Origin of the sequence: Candidatus Tisiphia endosymbiont of Beris chalybata, assembly GCF_964026555.1 — a bacterium.
In the GTDB taxonomy this organism is placed as follows: Bacteria; Pseudomonadota; Alphaproteobacteria; order Rickettsiales; family Rickettsiaceae; genus Tisiphia.
This window is the reverse complement of sequence record NZ_OZ032159.1, coordinates 424,576-440,659: the sequence shown is the minus strand read 5'-3', so window position 1 is coordinate 440,659 and position 16,084 is coordinate 424,576. Positions and strand designations below refer to the sequence as shown.

Sequence of the window (16,084 nt, the reverse complement as noted above, 5' to 3'; positions counted from 1 at the left end):
TTTTTAAAAAATATCGAACGGGAAACGCAAGGTCGGTTCAAGGCTCGTGCCATTTAGTTTAAGGTTCTGAAATACGAAATTTATCATTTTACGTTTTGCAAGGCTTTCGGAACCTTTGTAGTTTCGCACGCCTCAAGGGCCAGACTTATGAGCATTGTATCGGTATCAGTAAATTTGTTATCTACTTCATCATCAGTCTTCAGTAAACGATCAATTCCATATTTCAGAACCTTAACTGAAAGGCACGAGCCTTGAACCTGTAATACCAATTCCTCTTCTTAACTGGACAGATATTTTATAGAAGATTTGTACATGAAATGATTTGTCTAGGGTTAAATGAAGTCAGCAAGACATATATACCCATCATGAATGATAATGCTTGAAATAACAGAAAAATAGTCTATTACAAGTTGTATGAACAATAATTTAAATCCAGAAGAGATCGGGCGTCTTAGGAAGCGTCACAAGACGGAGAAGAGTAGAGATATATGCGATAGGATCAAAGCCGTAATTTTGCGAGATAAAGGCTGGAGTGAAGCGAAAATAGCGGAAGCCTTACTAGTACATCTGGATACTGTCAAGAGACACTTAAAAGATTATCATAATATGGAACAAAAGCTCAAGTCAGAGAATGGCGGTTCGAGTAGTAAACTGGATGATACCAAAACCACTGAGCTTATAGAGTATTTACAGGTTCATACATATACTAAATCCAAAGATATTTGTGAGTATGGTAAAGCTCAATATGGCATAACGTAATGCGCCCCGAAAACTAGAGCAGTGATAGAGAGACTATTTTATGTTAAAATAAATATAAAATAGGAGCAGTCGAAAATGAGTAAGCCAAAAAGTTACAGTAAAGAATTTAAGTTTAAAGTATCGCTAGAGATGATCCGAGGAGATTTGAGTATTGCTGAAATAATCTCAAAATATCAAGTTCCAAGGTCGGTAATGACAAGGTGGAAGAAACAATTTTTGGAAAATGGTGCTGATATTTTTAAGTTTAGCTATGAAAACGGTAATTCCTCTAGTTCTACAAGCGAAATAGAGAAACTGCATGCAACTATTGGCAAATTGAAGGTAGAAAACGATTTTTTGCAGCTCGTATCTGCCAAGTTGAAACTATAAAGAGGAAAGTGATGGTAGATAAGGATTATAAAGATTTAAGTGTTCGTCGGCAAAGTCAGCTATTGAATCTGAACCGCTCCAGCCTATATTACAAGGATTCGGAGAAGGATCAAGATAATTATTTAAGTAATAGAATAGTTGAGATCTATAGTAATTATCCGATATATGGTTACCGGCGAATAACGGCGATACTTAGGAGAGAAGTGGTAATTGTTAACAGCAAAAAAGTCAGGAGGTTGATGAAACTAATGAATTTGCAAGCAATTTACCCTTCGATTAATACAAGTAAAAGAAACCTAAAAGAAGCTATTTATCCATATTTGCTATCAGGGTTAGAGGTTATAAAGCCAAATCAGGTATGGCAGGTGGATATCACTTATTTAAGGGTACAAAGTGGTTTTATGTATTTGGTTGCATTAATCGATGTTTATACTAGATTAGTAGTAGGATATCGTTTATCAAATAGTTTAAATACAGAGAGCTGTTTGCTAGCGTTAGAAGATGCTATAGCTAAATATGGGAAGCCGTCGATAATTAATAGTGATCAAGGTAGCCAGTTTACCAGCGAGGATTGGATTAATGAATTGAGGAGATGCGTCATAAGCATCAGCATGACGGGCAAAGGCAGGTGTAACGATAATGCCCATATTGAGCGTTTATGGCGATCGTTTAAGTATGAGGGGTCGTATTTATACCGGTGTACTTCAGTTTTAGAGTTGAAAAATAATATCCCGAAATGGTTGAATTGGTATAACAATCAAAGGCCCCATCAGGCTTTGGAGTACAAAACGCCGTTTGAGATATATAGTGGATTTATGGATAAGTCTTGCGACTTACCCACAATTCCACTATTACCACAACAGCTACAAAATTATAAAAATAATATTTTTGTAGATAGTTTATGAAAATAATAGTCTCTCTATTTAAAGCTTTTTTGGTCTAAACATAGGGGCGCAGTTCATAAGCTATACAGTAGCTGGCATGACCAGTTGGCTTCAGGCTAATAAATTTTCTTATAAGAAACCTAAAGAAACACCGTATAAGGCAGATCCTGAGAAACAAAAGGTTTTTATAGAATATTATGAAAATTTAAAAAGAATAACACCAGAAGAAGAACCAATATTATTTGCCGATTCAGTGCATCCTACCATGGCTACTCAGGTGGCTTATGGATGGATTAAAACTGGTAGCGATAAAGCTATAGCTACTATTGCTTCCGGAACTAGGATGAATATCACCGGCGCTATAGATCTTAGTTTGATGAAAGTTATAACTCAGGAATTTGAGACAATCAATGGTGAGAATATAGTAAAGTTTTGAAGGCAAGTAAAGAGTGCATATCCTAAAGCTAATAAGGTGCATGTGATATTAGATCAAGCTGGGTATCACAAAAGTGGGGAGGTTACTGTTTTTGCTGAGCAAAATGGTATAAAATTGCACTATTTACCGGCATATAGTCCAAATTTGAACCCAATTGAACGATTATGGAAAGTAATAGACCTCTTGCATAACCTAAAGATAATTGAAGAATTTTTAGGAGAAACGAAGTCGAGTACCGCAGCGTATAGTATAGTTCATTAAGGTGCGTACAGGGTGTTTATCTTCAAGCAAGCATGACTACTAAGCTTCCCGCGTACTATCGTGTATGTATCATAGTACCCTAAGCTATACATAGACGTACGTGAGGAACAGAGAGGAGTTTCGACGACAAAATTACCAATTAGATTAGGTTATGCAAGAGGTCTATTGATATGGCATTCTTTAGCCGAGCGATATTCTCTAGCTGTAATTCTTCTATCTTACAACCGCTTTTTAATATCTTAAAATATATCTCAATTTGCCATCTTAACTGGTAATATTTTACTATCTCTAATACCGTAGAATCCTTATCTATATCAAGCGTAGTAAATAGCAGCCATTCCACCGGCATCTCACCTTGAGGTGGGTTTTCTTCTGTGCATAATATGGCATTAATTTCTAGGAACCCTAGCTCAGTGACAGGTTATTAAGCGGGAATGAGCCTGATGAGACAAGGAAATTATTTGGTTATTTAAGACAGCAAAGAGCAAGCTCTAAGGTTATATTTCAGCTCTGTGCAATAGATAAAAAAAGAAAAGACAGAACGGTAGTCCAAACTATTAAATTTTGTAGAATAAAGCTGGATCCCCCGCGTAAAGTCAAGAAGCTCAATGAACTGCGCCCCTATGTTTAGACCAAAAAAGCTTTAAATAGAGAGACTATTATTTTCATAAACTATCTACAAAAATATTATTTTTATAATTTTGTAGCTGTTGTGGTAATAGTGGAATTGTGGGTAAGTCGCAAGACTTATCCATAAATCCACTATATATCTCAAACGGCGTTTTGTACTCCAAAGCCTGATGGGGCCTTTGATTGTTATACCAATTCAACCATTTCGGGATATTATTTTTCAACTCTAAAACTGAAGTACACCGGTATAAATACGACCCCTCATACTTAAACGATCGCCATAAACGCTCGATATGGGCATTATCGTTACACCTGCCTTTGCCCGTCATGCTGATGCTTATGACGCATCTCCTCAATTCATTAATCCAATCCTCGCTGGTAAACTGGCTACCTTGATCACTATTAATTATCGACGGCTTCCCATATTTAGCTATAGCATCTTCTAACGCTAGCAAACAGCTCTCTGTATTTAAACTATTTGATAAACGATATCCTACTACTAATCTAGTATAAACATCGATTAATGCAACCAAATACATAAAACCACTTTGTACCCTTAAATAAGTGATATCCACCTGCCATACCTGATTTGGCTTTATAACCTCTAACCCTGATAGCAAATATGGATAAATAGCTTCTTTTAGGTTTCTTTTACTTGTATTAATCGAAGGGTAAATTGCTTGCAAATTCATTAGTTTCATCAACCTCCTGACTTTTTTGCTGTTAACAATTACCACTTCTCTCCTAAGTATCGCCGTTATTCGCCGGTAACCATATATCGGATAATTACTATAGATCTCAACTATTCTATTACTTAAATAATTATCTTGATCCTTCTCCGAATCCTTGTAATATAGGCTGGAGCGGTTCAGATTCAATAGCTGACTTTGCCGACGAACACTTAAATCTTTATAATCCTTATCTACCATCACTTTCCTCTTTATAGTTTCAACTTGGCAGATACGAGCTGCAAAAAATCGTTTTCTACCTTCAATTTGCCAATAGTTGCATGCAGTTTCTCTATTTCGCTTGTAGAACTAGAGGAATTACCGTTTTCATAGCTAAACTTAAAAATATCAGCACCATTTTCCAAAAATTGTTTCTTCCACCTTGTCATTACCGACCTTGGAACTTGATATTTTGAGATTATTTCAGCAATACTCAAATCTCCTCGGATCATCTCTAGCGATACTTTAAACTTAAATTCTTTACTGTAACTTTTTGGCTTACTCATTTTCGACTGCTCCTATTTTATATTTATTTTAACATAAAATAGTCTCTCTATCACTGCTCTAGTTTTCGGGGCGCATTACGCACTTTTAGCTCTAACAATAATATGGGCAGCAGATTCCCCTAATTTATATTCACTTAAAAACTCATAAAAATCTCCCTCCCTATCAGCTATATTGATGAATAATTTATCCTTATAGTTCCCAGCTATTTTATTAGTTAATCTATAACTCTACGCCATGTTCGACTTTTTTTTAAGATTGACAAAAGAATAGGATAGCCTAATAAGGTCATAGTTCAATTATCGAGAAAGAAGCTATGACCCTAGAAGAGTTTATCATTACTGTGTATTGTTTCATAGAAGAAAAAATGACTATAATAACCAAAAATATCAAAGTAAGGAAAGCAGGATTTCCACCTTGCTTAAGTGACGTGGAAGCATTAACAATGGAAGTGGTGGGAGAATTTATCGGTTTGCACCAAGACAAGCAGATATGGGAATATTTTAAACGTCATTTTCAAGAATGGTTTCCCAATCTAAAGAGTAGACCGTCTTATGTGAAGCAATGTAGCGGTCTTTTATCTATTAAGAACATGCTGCTTGCCGACTTGTTTAAGAGTGCAAGCAAATCAGATCTGCATATGATAGATGGGGTACCGATTCCTGTAATAAATTTGGCCCGAGCAACGAGAGGGCGATGTTTTAAGGAATACGCTGACTATGGGTACTGCGCTTCGAAAGATAGCTATTATTACGGTTTTCTAGGACACGTATTAATTAATGAAGAAGGTCGAATAGCTGGATTCATGATAACTCCTGCTAATGGGTCTGAACGTGAAGCTCTGCAAGTAATGTCTCCTAATATTAGTGGCATGGTACTGGGCGATAAAGGCTATCTTGGTCAGGATTTAAAAGATGAGTTGGCCACCAAAAACATTGATTTACAAACACCTTTAAAAAAGAATATGAAGGATAATAGATCCAAGAATTTCCTTAAATGGATTACTGCTACTCGTCGTTTAATTGAAACTGTTATTGGTCAGCTTACAGAACGTTTTGCTATTAATGCTATCAGAGTTAAGAGTTACTGGCATCTACAATCTCGCATCGCTAGAAAATTACTTGCTCATACTATTGCTACATTTTTGACAAAGTCTTTAAAACTTGTGCCAACACAACTCGAAAAATTAGTTACCTGCTAAAAAAAAGTCGAACATGGCGTTAACTCTCTATCCATCTTATGGACTCTTTCTCTTCTATAGCTTTAGCTATGCTCCTTGCTTTCTTCCCCTGTAATTCATCTCTAATAAAGCTTTTATTATCAAGCACGCCAAGACAAACCCCGCTCTTGTTAAAAGCAATAGTAGGATGTAATAACAATCCTTGATCTTTGGTATTATATATATGACCAAGACCAGCTGCTTGCGATGACTATAATTTAAAATCGTAGTATCTTGTACACATAAAATTATCTCTTCTTTTTCTATCCTTCTAACGCTTGCTTGATAATGAGGGTGTAATATTTGATCACTACTAACATTGTCATTATCAAAAAATCTGTAAGCGGCCTTTACTTCCGGCCAGCCCTTAAAACTACTATTAATGCTAGCACTATGCTTACCAAAAAATGCTCCCAGTATCTCCTTAGAACGCTCATTTAACCTCGCATCTCCTAAATCAATAGAATCTAATCCCTCTTCTACCCACCGCTCCATTTGGTTAAACCTCTCTACTTATTATGAACCTCTTGTTAGCAGATTCTTTACCTCTTTGCAATCTTCTCCTTACTTGTGGGTAAAGATATGATTCTCTATACGCTGCGCTGCTCGACTTTGACTCTCCTAGCTCTTCTTGAAGTTGATTCTATCGTCTACCAACTCTTTAGGTACGAGTAGTATATAGTAAATTCTGAGATAGTTAATAGACAATATGTAAGTTAATATAAAATAAAGGGTATGGCAAGAGCATACTCGTTAGAGCTAGGAAAAAAGGTTTTGGCAGAAAGTTCTACTTGAAATATTAAGTGTTTATGTAAGAGCACATCCTGACCATATACTTAAGGAGATAGGATTAGCCGTTAAATTAAGTGCGCCCAATGTTTTTACTAAACATTGTTGGCATACTTTAAAATCAAAACTTAAACCCCTTATCCAAAATAGAACTTCTGCCCTTCAGAAAATCATCGGACAATGCCTATTAACTATTTAAAAATTTACTATATTTCTTGCTCTCTAATGCTATTAGCTACTATATAGTCAATTCAGGAGAATTTGGTGCTAGGAGCGATGGTAGAGCCTATATATAATAGGCAAGCTATTGAATGATGATGTCACCAACTTCTCATCAATTGATTATAGTTCTACAGTTCTGTCGGAGGGACTATCCACTAGGAACCCTCCTTGCTTTAAGCAGCACAGTTATTACTTTCCCTTTTATACTCCTCTCCCTCCGGGCTTGGGTGAAATTGAAGGTGTCGGTGATGGACGTTTAGGCCGCCCTGCTTGCGCAACATGGGAAGTATCTCGTGGGGAAGATTTGCTTCGCGCATCACGTTCCTTTATCTCTTCCGGGTCATTTCTAATGAGGTTGTCAGCTACCCCCCCCCTGACTTTTTCTTGAAAGTTATTGAATACACTCATTATTATGGGATTCCGAGTTGCTGCTAAATCTCGAGGCGTTTGCTGGTCTTTATTGCGAGCCAGCATATCAGCCCCCTGGTCAAGCAACATTGTTACTACTTCAAGAATTGGCCTTACCCCACTAACTGCATAATGTAAAGCAGTATTACCACTTTGATCTGTGATATTTATATCCGCACCATTTGTAAGGAGAGCTTCTACTATATCTCTATGTCCCCTCTGTGCTGCCATCATCAAAGCAGTTTTACCGTCCTTGGCTTGGATATTTATAACCGCACCTTCTTCAATGAGAGTTTTTACTATATCTGTATGTCCCTCCTGTGCTGCCATCATCAAAGCAGTATTATCTCTTTGACCTCGGTTATTTATATCCGCACCATTTGTAAGGAGAGTTTTGACTGTATCTGTATGTCCCCCATGTGCTGCCATCATCAAAGCAGTAATACCTCCTTGATTTCGGTTATTTATATCCGCACCATTTGTAAGGAAAGTTTTTACTATATCTGTATGTCCCTCCTGTGCTGCCATCATCAAAGCAGTATCACCTCTTTGACTTCGGATATTTATATCCGCACCATTTGTAAGAAGAGCTTCTACTCCGGCAGTACTGCCCGCTAGTGCTACTTCCATCAAAGCAGTATTGCCATTGCCTTCCCAGTTTTGGATATCTATATTTACCCCCTTTGCAAGGAGTATTGCTACTGTAGACGTATCTACCGCTGCTGCTACCATTAAAGCTTTCCGACCTGCATCAGTTTGAGGGATATCTATTCCATTTTCATGGGTCAATAATAAATTTGCTATATCTGCGCGTCCATTAACCAACTCTCCTTGTGATATAGGGTCCAACTCCCAAAGAGCAAAAATATTAGGCTTAACTCCATAATCCAGTAATAGTTTTACGACCTCAAGGCGCTCTGATGCTATTGCTAAAGAATAAAGCTGCCGTGTATTACCATGAGCCTCTGCTTTAAGCAATACTTCCCCCACCTTCACCTGCCCTTGCGCTATTGTCCAGGTTAAAAACGTGTAATTGTTTATATTCTCTATATTATCATTCCTATATACAGATTGATAAGAACGATTAAGATCCATACCGCTAGCCGTAAGAGAGTCGGCTACTTCTTGACAGTCCACCTCATCTTTTTTTATCGCGAGAGCAAATTTTTCCCACACCTCAACATCCCCTTGGTGAGTTGTGCTCATCTGTTCTATTAATTGATTAATATCGGCACTTAACATAATATTATCCTCTTCGATAGTTATTATTATATTTCAAATTAGTTAAGATTTAGTATATCATAATAATGAAAAAATATTAACTATCTTAGCCTTTTACAAAATTTAAATCGATATGACCATCAATTTTACCACACATAGAATATAGCAAAAAAATCCAGACTTACTTTTACCACGATAAAATGAAAAAACAACTCTTGACAGGTGAAGAGTATATAGCTAATACGACTAGCAATAGTCCGGGGGGTGTATTAATATATATAAAGGAGATAAGAGAATGGAAAATGTATAGACTGTAGCGAAAGCTTATCACTTAGGGGATAAAGGAGGTCTGGCTTCCATAGTATTTAATCCGGCGAAAAATCAATAATTTTCCAATAAAATACTGTAGATAAAATGAATGACCCTAAAAAAATTGACGTGTTTGAAGTTGTACCCATTCACGAGAGTGGGTGAGAAGTGAGTGACAAAGTGTCAATAAATTGCTAGGATGTATTGAAAAAATTTTTAAGGTAGAGGGATAAGAGATGTGGTTTTAGTATGAAGTGTATAAAGTCCCATATAGGCTTTTAAATTCTTCCATACAATAGTCTCAATTTTGGTTAAAACCTTCAACTAGTTGTTATTGAGTAACTTATTATTAAAAATGATTTTGATAAAATTAATATAGAAAATTTAGGCTAAGTATTCTTTAAGTTGACAACTTTTATATCAAATAATAGTTAATTTAAATAGATTAAATACGGGTAGGAAAATGTAGGTAAAATATGAATTTTAAAAGTGATAATACAGCTGCGGTAAGTTTTAGCATAATGGAAGCAATAATTGCAGCAAACTGGCATACAAAATTCTTATGGTTGTGATGAGTATGCAAGAGGTCTATTAAATGAGCTAAAAACTATTACAGAGGTAGCAAAAAAATATGATTTGCCAATCCATATGGATGGAGCTAGATTTGCGAATAGTATTGTAAAACTTAAATCGCTCTCCTGCCGATATAACTTGGAAATCAGGAATAGATGTTATGAGTTTTGGGGGCACAAAAAACGGATGTTTAAATGCAGAAGCTATTGTATTTTTTAATCAAGATTATGCTAAGAATTTTGACTATATCCATAAAAAAGTTGGTCAACTTATGTCAAAAACTAGATTTTTTGCTACCCAATTTTTAGCCTACTTTACAGATAATCTATGGCTCAATAATGCAACGCATGCTAACTTAATGGCGCAGGCTTTGAATTTTGTTTTTCAAAAACATAACATTAAGATTAAATATCCAGTAGATACCAATCAGTTATTTGTCATATTAGATAAAAAATTAGCTGAATTTCTATCAATATGCGGTTGCCATTTTTTATTCATGGGAAGCTCCTGAACAAAATCTATATCGTTTTGTAACATCATTTTCTACTACAGAAGAAGAGATAAAAAATTTAGATCTATGTCTTAATAACTATTACACCCAGCATTAAGTGGGAGAAGAGGCTAGCGAGGACTTTCAGCTGGCCTACTCTTCCATTAAGAGGAGTGTTCCAAACAATGCAAGTTCAGTCCTATGCTAGAGATTAACGGATTGATGAATCTCCCGTTAGGCCCTTCAAGTAATTTCTACCAATCCTACCAAAATTTTTAAGATGTCCTATTATTGGTGCTATAGCGCTACGTCTCGTGATCATAGCTTTGTAATCGTAAAGATAGTTTGTCTTGGTTAGGGAGGGCACTATACACTTTACCCTTTCTTCCGCATCTTTAGCCAATATCTCAAAAACTTTTATACCTTAAACTGCTAGCTTTTTTTTGCTAGTTTTGAGGTAATTTTTAGGAGATATGGCTGGGAGAGCTTTACCATCTATTACCTCTTTTGAAATATGTACATGCATTTTTTTAAGGTTGGTAATGTTATACATACTCTCTAGCAAAAGGTTCTCTATTATAGACTTAAGTCCTCGCGCTCCGGTTTTCCTGGTCAAAGCTTTTTCAGCTATTGCCTCTAATGCCTCATTATCAATTGTTAGCTCCACCTCATCTAGTTCAAATAATTTACAATATTGCTTCACAATAGCGTTCTTGGGTTCTGTTAATATAGAAACCAAAGAAGCCTTGTCTAAGTCATTTAATGTGGCTATTATTGGAAGTCTGCCTATAAATTCTGGGATTAGACCAAATTTTACTAAATCTTCAATTTCTAATAATTTGAGGATTTCGCTATGATTTTTTTCTTCTTTTAATTTTACATTTGCAGCAAAACCAATAGAAGTCTGAGCAGTTCGGCTATTAATTATAGTATCTATTCCCATAAAAGCTCCACCGCATATAAATAAAATATTAGAAGTGTCAACTTGTACAAAATCTTGTTGAGGGTGCTTTCTGCCCCCTTGTGGAGGGACAGAGGCTATAGTACCTTCCATGATCTTTAGTAATGCTTGTTGCACGCCTTCGCCTGATACATCTCGAGTAATGGATATATTTTCTGATTTTCTGGCAATTTTATCGACTTCATCTATATAAACAATACCCCTTTGTGCTTTGGTAATATTAAATTCTGCTGCTTGCAGTAATCTTAGCAAAATATTTTCTACATCTTCCCCTACATAACCAGCTTCAGTGAGAGAAGTTGCATCAGCCATCGTAAAAGGCACATCTAAAATTTTTGCTAAGGTTTGAGCCAACAAAGTTTTACCAGAACCCGTAGAACCAATAAGTAAAATATTTGATTTATTTAATTCCACCTCATTATTACCCGATTCAATATATTCTAATCTTTTATAATGATTATATACCGCGACTGCTAAGACTTTTTTTGCTTGGTCTTGGCCAATTACATAATCATTAAGGGTAGCAAAAATTTTTTGTGGAGTAGGAATTGAAGAAGTAACATATTTCAATGTTACTTTAGTTTCTTCTTTTATAATGTCAACGCAAAGTGTAATACATTCATTACAAATGAATACTGTTGGACCAGCAATTAATTTAATTACCTCATGCTGGCTTTTGCCGCAAAAAGAACAGCTTAATTCCTTTTTTTCTACTTCACTTGACATGATTTTACTTTTTTATTTATGAGTGTAACATTTTTCAAAGGAGGAAGTAAATTATTTTTACTTGAGCCTAATATTTATTTTTCCTCTTAAGGCCTGGAAACAGTTCTATCTAATGACTCTAGAATCATGTGAGTATATATTGATTATTTTATAAGTCTAGATGCTTTTAATTAGATCTCTATTACTGATCACCTTGTCTACTAATCCAAAAGATTTGGCTTGTTCAGGATCCATAAAATTATCGCGCTCCATGCTATGTTCAATCGCAGGCAAGTTTTGCCCAGTATGTTTTACATATAATTGATTTAACATCTTCTTTATCTTGATAGTTTCTCTAGCATGAATTTCTATATCAGTAGCTTGGCCTTGGTAACCGCCCGAGGGTTGATGAATCATTATACGGCTATGCGGTAAACAGTATCGCATTCCTACTTCTCCTGCTGTAAGTAATAAAGAACCCATCGAGCAAGCTTGCCCTATACACAAGGTAGAAATCTTAGGCTTAATATATTGCATAGTGTCATAAATCGCTAATCCTGAAGTGACAACCCCGCCAGGAGAATTAATGTACATGAAAATATCTTTTTCTGGATTTTCTGCTTCTAGGAATAATAATTGAGCAACTATTACATTGGCCATATAATCTTCAACTGGTCCACAGACAAAAACAATTCTCTCTTTTAATAATCTAGAATATATGTCATAAGCTCTTTCCCCCCGGGAGGTTTGCTCAATCACCATAGGTACATATGTCATTAATTTGCTCGTAATAGTTTAGTTATGTTTGATAGTCTATTATCTGGAAGAGGTTTATTGTTGTTCTAGTAAGTTTTTATAATATCTACCTAAAGTTTTTACCCCGTAAACCCATAATACGCAGACCACAAGAAAAATAGCCATTAAAAAACCAGCTATGTCATTATGTACGGTATTAGGAAAGATACTGAAAGTAACAAATTGGATTACTGCACCAGCAGATTTTCCTATTTTACCTCCAAGTACGTCTACAGCTGCTTTTCCTTTAGTTTTCATTTCACTATCAAGTGGTATGTAAGCCATTTCTTTAGTAAAATCAAAAAGGGAATATTTAATACCTTTGCCTAGAACGTGCCATAAACCACCTACAAATACGATAATCATTAGGGGAGAGAAATAACTAAGACCAGTCATTATGGCTAGTAGCGGTTTCTCTAATATAACAAATAAGAAAAACATTGTTCCTGATAATAGCATCACAATTGGTGTGATTACTGCTCCCCAAAACCAACCATATAATCTAACTAAACTACTGCCTAAAAAAGCACAAATTAAAGTAAACACTCCTGTCCAAAACAATACTCTTCCTTGATAAGATATAAACTCTTGAGTAGAGGGATATAGTTGTTTAGTTTTAGACATCCATAATCCTTCAATTAAATTGATTGACATAGAATATGATATCATCAACACGCAAATAATTCCTAAATATTTGGAAGTAAAAACTATCTTAGCACTATCAAGCAGGCCAAGCTTCAATATATCTGTTCGTTGATTTTTATATCGAATATTTTTAGTTGTCTCTATAATTTTTAATTCTACAATTTTATGTAGAACTAAACAGATTAGACCAGAGATTATAACAATTACCATAAATGATTTCAGAAGGATTTCTGTCCTGTCATTAAGGTGCGAAAATAATGGTAATAAGAAATGTTCTCCTTTTGCAAAATATATAATTATACTGCCTGATATTAGTAAGTTTGTTTGACCAAATAAGGTAAAATATGAGTAAAATCTAGGCGCTTCTTCAGTAGTAGTAATTTTATTAGCAAGCTGCCAATATAAAAGGGTGAATACGATTATAGGCCATAGCTCACCCATAATATAAAATAATACCAAGCTCCATTGACCCCATATAATAATAAACCATTTAAAATGCGGAAAAACACTAACATAGTATTCTATGATTTCAGGAGCTGGGTGAAAATATTCTCGATAAGGAAATAGGATAAAGCCAAATATTATAAAAAATAACAGAAAAAAAGATACTATTACTCTGAACGCTTGCTCAGTAGTAATAATGTTACAAAGCTTAGTATAAAGAATAACAAATAAGAGTCCCATAGGCATTTCACCCCAAAGCTTTATAAAACTTAAAACTTCCGAGCTTATTAATGTTATGACGAAGCTATCTTTAATACTACGCACTAAATTTTGATTAATGAGGATAAAAAACATTAGTAAAGCCATAGGAACAAATTTCACTAATTCATTTGATCGAATAGGCCAAATAATATGTCGAAATTTGCTGTTTCTCGCTTTATTCCACATATGGCAATAAGAATTTATTGCATTCATTTAATATCCTGGTGATTTTTAAGCAACCTAAACGATAAGAAAAATCCTGTCAAGATTTTTTATAAAGCTAAGTGTTAATTCTTTAATAGATTGAGTATATTCTTTACACACCTGAATTGTTTTTTCATTTTTCAAGGGTTCACGTAGTCTTTTATTAGTATACTACTTCTGAGCGCTTTTTTGACTTATGCGGGAAGTCTACTAAATACAATAAGGGTTCTGGCGAATCCAAAGAGCAGAGTAGGGGCTATTTTAACATTTGATTATATAGATCAAAAGTCTTATTCAGCATTAACTCGAGCGAAAAATTATCAATTACCGCTTTTCTTGCAGCCTTTTGAATCTTTTCCCCAGCAGGAGTGTTAATGATAGATAAACAATATTCGATTTTTTCTGCTAGATCATCAGCATCACCTGGGTTAGTGTGAAATCCAGTAAGCTTATCTATTATTGTTTCTATAGAACCTCCGATCTTTGTAGCAATCACGATTTTTTCCATAGCTTGCCCCTCAGCGATAGTGCGACCAAATGCTTCAGGCTCAATCGAAGTAGATAATACAAGATCCGAAATAGCATATAAACCAAGCATATTATTCTCATGACCAAATATTTGAATTTTACTTTGTAATTTTAAGGAGTTAATTAAAGATTTGACGCGTTGGGTAAAATTAGGGTGCTTGGATAAATCTCCTACCATTAGGCAGTAAAAATCTCGTTGTTTTAACTTGCCAAGGGCTTCCACCAACGAGAGATGCCCTTTCCAGCTAGTCATCCTTGAAGGCAGTAAGATAATAGGAACATTGAGAGGAATACCGTATTTCTTTTTAAATTTTTGTAATTTTTCTTCGAGAATGTTTTTGGGATCAAAGTGATGGTAATCTACCCCACGATGTATTACGGTAATTTTATCCTCCGGAATAGTATAATTATTTAAGATATGTTGTTTTACAAAATGTGATACTGCGATAATCTTTTCTCCCTTTAACATAATGCTATTATAATATCGTTTAAGAAAATTTGAAATATTATAAATACCATGAAAGGTTGTTAAAAATTTAGCGTTCGTGGCTTTTGCTGCCATATAACAGCTCCAGGCCGGAGCTCGTGACCTGGCATGCACTAAATCTACTTTATGCTCTCTAATTATTTCTGCTAGTAACTTGGCATTGTTCCATATGGTTAAAGGATTTTTACTAGCACTATTCATTTGAATATGAGGAATATCATTGGTAGTTAATTCATTGACTAATGAGCCGCCAGATGAAACTACAATCACGTTATAATCAACTCCTTTGAGCATTTTTGCTACTTCAACTGTTCCTCTCTCTACTCCGCCTGAGAATAGTGAGGGAACTACTTGCAAAATGGTGGGTTTATGATATCGTTGAGTTAATTTTATAGGAGTCATTAATTTCTTATTAATTTAAGTTTAATATTAAAAATATGATAGATAGATTATACAATATAGAAAAGAATAAATATATCACTTATAATCAGTGTCTCAGTACCCAAAAAAATACGCCATCAGTGCTTTTCTTGCATGGATTAATGTCTGATATGAATGGTAAAAAGTCTCAATTTCTTGAAAAATATTGTAAAAGCCTAAATTATAATTATATCACATTTGATAATTTTGGTCATGGTAAATCGTCAGGAAACTTTATTGAAGAAACTATTGGCTCGTGGCTAGAGGGAGTGGAGATGGTGCTAAATGCACTAGTGCCCCAGCCAACTGTTATAGTTGGCTCAAGTATGGGCGCCTGGTTGGCAATTCTCGCGGCAAGAAACTGGCCCTCGAAAGTGAAAGCCATTGTTTGTATCGCCGCAGCGGTAGATTTTACTGAAGAGGTAATTTGGAATAAACTACCAGAATCTCATAAAAAACAAATGGAGCAGCAACAATGGCTAGAAATAGCAGGGGATTGTAATAATGTTTTTCCTATAAGTTATCGGCTAATAATAGAAGCAAGAAAATATTTATTACTAAATAACAATAATATTAATCTAGAAATGCCAGTTCATTTAATTCATGGAGTGCTAGATACTGAAGTACCCTATGTTTTGTCGCATCAGATTATGGCAAAAATTATTTCTAAGGCGGTAGTAATGAAATTAATTAAAGATGGGAATCATCAACTTTCCAGGGAAACAGATTTGGCAGTAATTGCTAATTCTATAGAAGAGGTGTTAAGTTATGAGGATTCTGGCAATATATTGGTGGTAAATGAAGAGGTAGTAGTCGAAAGTCAACTGTAACG

At 35.1% G+C, this 16,084-nt stretch carries 17 protein-coding genes and 2 pseudogenes; 9 read left to right on the top strand and 10 right to left on the bottom strand.

The features are described 5' to 3' along the window. The first annotated feature begins 414 nt into the window (after positions 1 to 414). The 5 genes and pseudogenes from AAGD44_RS02230 to AAGD44_RS02210 form a co-directional block, all read left to right on the top strand. Positions 415 to 759 carry a helix-turn-helix domain-containing protein gene (locus tag AAGD44_RS02230; protein ID WP_341764386.1) on the top strand — a complete coding sequence of 115 codons (345 nt, stop codon included), beginning with the start codon at positions 415 to 417 and terminating at the stop codon, positions 757 to 759. Positions 760 to 834: 75 nt separating this feature from the next. Beyond that, on the top strand, positions 835 to 1,128 hold the full coding sequence (locus AAGD44_RS02225) for a hypothetical protein (protein WP_341763459.1): 294 nt from the start codon (positions 835 to 837) through the stop codon (positions 1,126 to 1,128). 11 nt (positions 1,129 to 1,139) lie between these two features. Next, complete coding sequence (locus AAGD44_RS02220; RefSeq protein WP_341763476.1) at positions 1,140 to 2,033, top strand: IS3 family transposase; 894 nt, start codon at positions 1,140 to 1,142, stop codon at positions 2,031 to 2,033. Between the two features lie 40 nt (positions 2,034 to 2,073). Beyond that, positions 2,074 to 2,448, top strand: a complete 375-nt coding sequence (locus AAGD44_RS02215; RefSeq protein ID WP_341764653.1) for a winged helix-turn-helix domain-containing protein — start codon at positions 2,074 to 2,076, stop codon at positions 2,446 to 2,448. A gap of 15 nt (positions 2,449 to 2,463) precedes the next feature. Next, positions 2,464 to 2,709, top strand: a pseudogene (locus AAGD44_RS02210) (transposase); the annotation flags it as partial. 139 nt (positions 2,710 to 2,848) lie between these two features. On the opposite strand, the gene AAGD44_RS02205 reads toward AAGD44_RS02210, so the two are convergent. The 3 genes from AAGD44_RS02205 to AAGD44_RS02195 all read right to left on the bottom strand — a co-directional run bounded on the left by AAGD44_RS02205 (position 2,849) and on the right by AAGD44_RS02195 (position 4,573). Continuing rightward, positions 2,849 to 3,058 (bottom strand): transposase, encoded by a 210-nt coding sequence (locus tag AAGD44_RS02205; RefSeq protein WP_341764385.1) that lies wholly within the window; start codon positions 3,056 to 3,058, stop codon positions 2,849 to 2,851. Between the two features lie 316 nt (positions 3,059 to 3,374). After that, complete coding sequence (locus AAGD44_RS02200) at positions 3,375 to 4,268, bottom strand: IS3 family transposase (RefSeq protein WP_341763476.1); 894 nt, start codon at positions 4,266 to 4,268, stop codon at positions 3,375 to 3,377. 11 nt (positions 4,269 to 4,279) lie between these two features. Further along, a complete protein-coding gene (locus tag AAGD44_RS02195) occupies positions 4,280 to 4,573 on the bottom strand; it encodes a hypothetical protein (protein WP_341763459.1) in 294 nt (97 codons plus the stop codon). A gap of 314 nt (positions 4,574 to 4,887) precedes the next feature. Between AAGD44_RS02195 and AAGD44_RS02190 the strand changes: the two genes are divergently transcribed. Next, on the top strand, positions 4,888 to 5,772 hold the full coding sequence (locus AAGD44_RS02190) for an IS982 family transposase (protein WP_341763539.1): 885 nt from the start codon (positions 4,888 to 4,890) through the stop codon (positions 5,770 to 5,772). A 66-nt stretch (positions 5,773 to 5,838) separates the two neighbouring features. Here AAGD44_RS02190 and AAGD44_RS02185 read toward each other — a convergent pair whose 3' ends face one another. The 3 genes from AAGD44_RS02185 to AAGD44_RS02175 form a co-directional block, all read right to left on the bottom strand. After that, positions 5,839 to 6,285 carry a transposase DNA-binding-containing protein gene (locus AAGD44_RS02185; RefSeq protein WP_341764384.1) on the bottom strand — a complete coding sequence of 149 codons (447 nt, stop codon included), beginning with the start codon at positions 6,283 to 6,285 and terminating at the stop codon, positions 5,839 to 5,841. Positions 6,286 to 7,002: 717 nt separating this feature from the next. Continuing rightward, entirely contained in the window at positions 7,003 to 8,451 is a 1,449-nt protein-coding gene (locus AAGD44_RS02180; protein WP_341764383.1) for an ankyrin repeat domain-containing protein, read from the bottom strand. A 733-nt stretch (positions 8,452 to 9,184) separates the two neighbouring features. Beyond that, positions 9,185 to 9,322 (bottom strand): hypothetical protein, encoded by a 138-nt coding sequence (locus AAGD44_RS02175; RefSeq protein WP_341764382.1) that lies wholly within the window; start codon positions 9,320 to 9,322, stop codon positions 9,185 to 9,187. Here AAGD44_RS02175 and AAGD44_RS07800 point away from each other — a divergent pair. Next, complete coding sequence (locus tag AAGD44_RS07800; protein ID WP_410520995.1) at positions 9,274 to 9,531, top strand: beta-eliminating lyase-related protein; 258 nt, start codon at positions 9,274 to 9,276, stop codon at positions 9,529 to 9,531. The genes AAGD44_RS02175 and AAGD44_RS07800 overlap by 49 nt on opposite strands. Beyond that, positions 9,443 to 9,823: pseudogene (locus AAGD44_RS02170) on the top strand (beta-eliminating lyase-related protein); the annotation flags it as partial. The gene AAGD44_RS07800 and the pseudogene AAGD44_RS02170, both read left to right, overlap by 89 nt. A 403-nt stretch (positions 9,824 to 10,226) precedes the next feature. Here the strand turns inward: AAGD44_RS02170 and clpX are convergent. From clpX to AAGD44_RS02150, 4 genes are all read right to left on the bottom strand, one after another. After that, complete coding sequence (gene clpX, locus AAGD44_RS02165) at positions 10,227 to 11,489, bottom strand: ATP-dependent Clp protease ATP-binding subunit ClpX (protein WP_341764381.1); 1,263 nt, start codon at positions 11,487 to 11,489, stop codon at positions 10,227 to 10,229. A gap of 156 nt (positions 11,490 to 11,645) precedes the next feature. Beyond that, the gene (gene clpP / locus AAGD44_RS02160; RefSeq protein ID WP_341764380.1) at positions 11,646 to 12,245 is read right to left on the bottom strand and encodes an ATP-dependent Clp endopeptidase proteolytic subunit ClpP; all 600 of its coding nucleotides are present in this window, start codon (positions 12,243 to 12,245) and stop codon (positions 11,646 to 11,648) included. Between the two features lie 54 nt (positions 12,246 to 12,299). Then, the gene (locus AAGD44_RS02155) at positions 12,300 to 13,826 is read right to left on the bottom strand and encodes an NTP/NDP exchange transporter (protein WP_341764379.1); all 1,527 of its coding nucleotides are present in this window, start codon (positions 13,824 to 13,826) and stop codon (positions 12,300 to 12,302) included. Positions 13,827 to 14,073: 247 nt separating this feature from the next. Further along, on the bottom strand, positions 14,074 to 15,234 hold the full coding sequence (locus AAGD44_RS02150) for a glycosyltransferase family 4 protein (protein WP_341764378.1): 1,161 nt from the start codon (positions 15,232 to 15,234) through the stop codon (positions 14,074 to 14,076). A gap of 35 nt (positions 15,235 to 15,269) precedes the next feature. On the opposite strand from AAGD44_RS02150, the gene AAGD44_RS02145 reads away from it, so the two are divergent. Continuing rightward, positions 15,270 to 16,082 carry an alpha/beta hydrolase gene (locus tag AAGD44_RS02145; protein ID WP_341764377.1) on the top strand — a complete coding sequence of 271 codons (813 nt, stop codon included), beginning with the start codon at positions 15,270 to 15,272 and terminating at the stop codon, positions 16,080 to 16,082. Positions 16,083 to 16,084 lie beyond the last annotated feature (2 nt).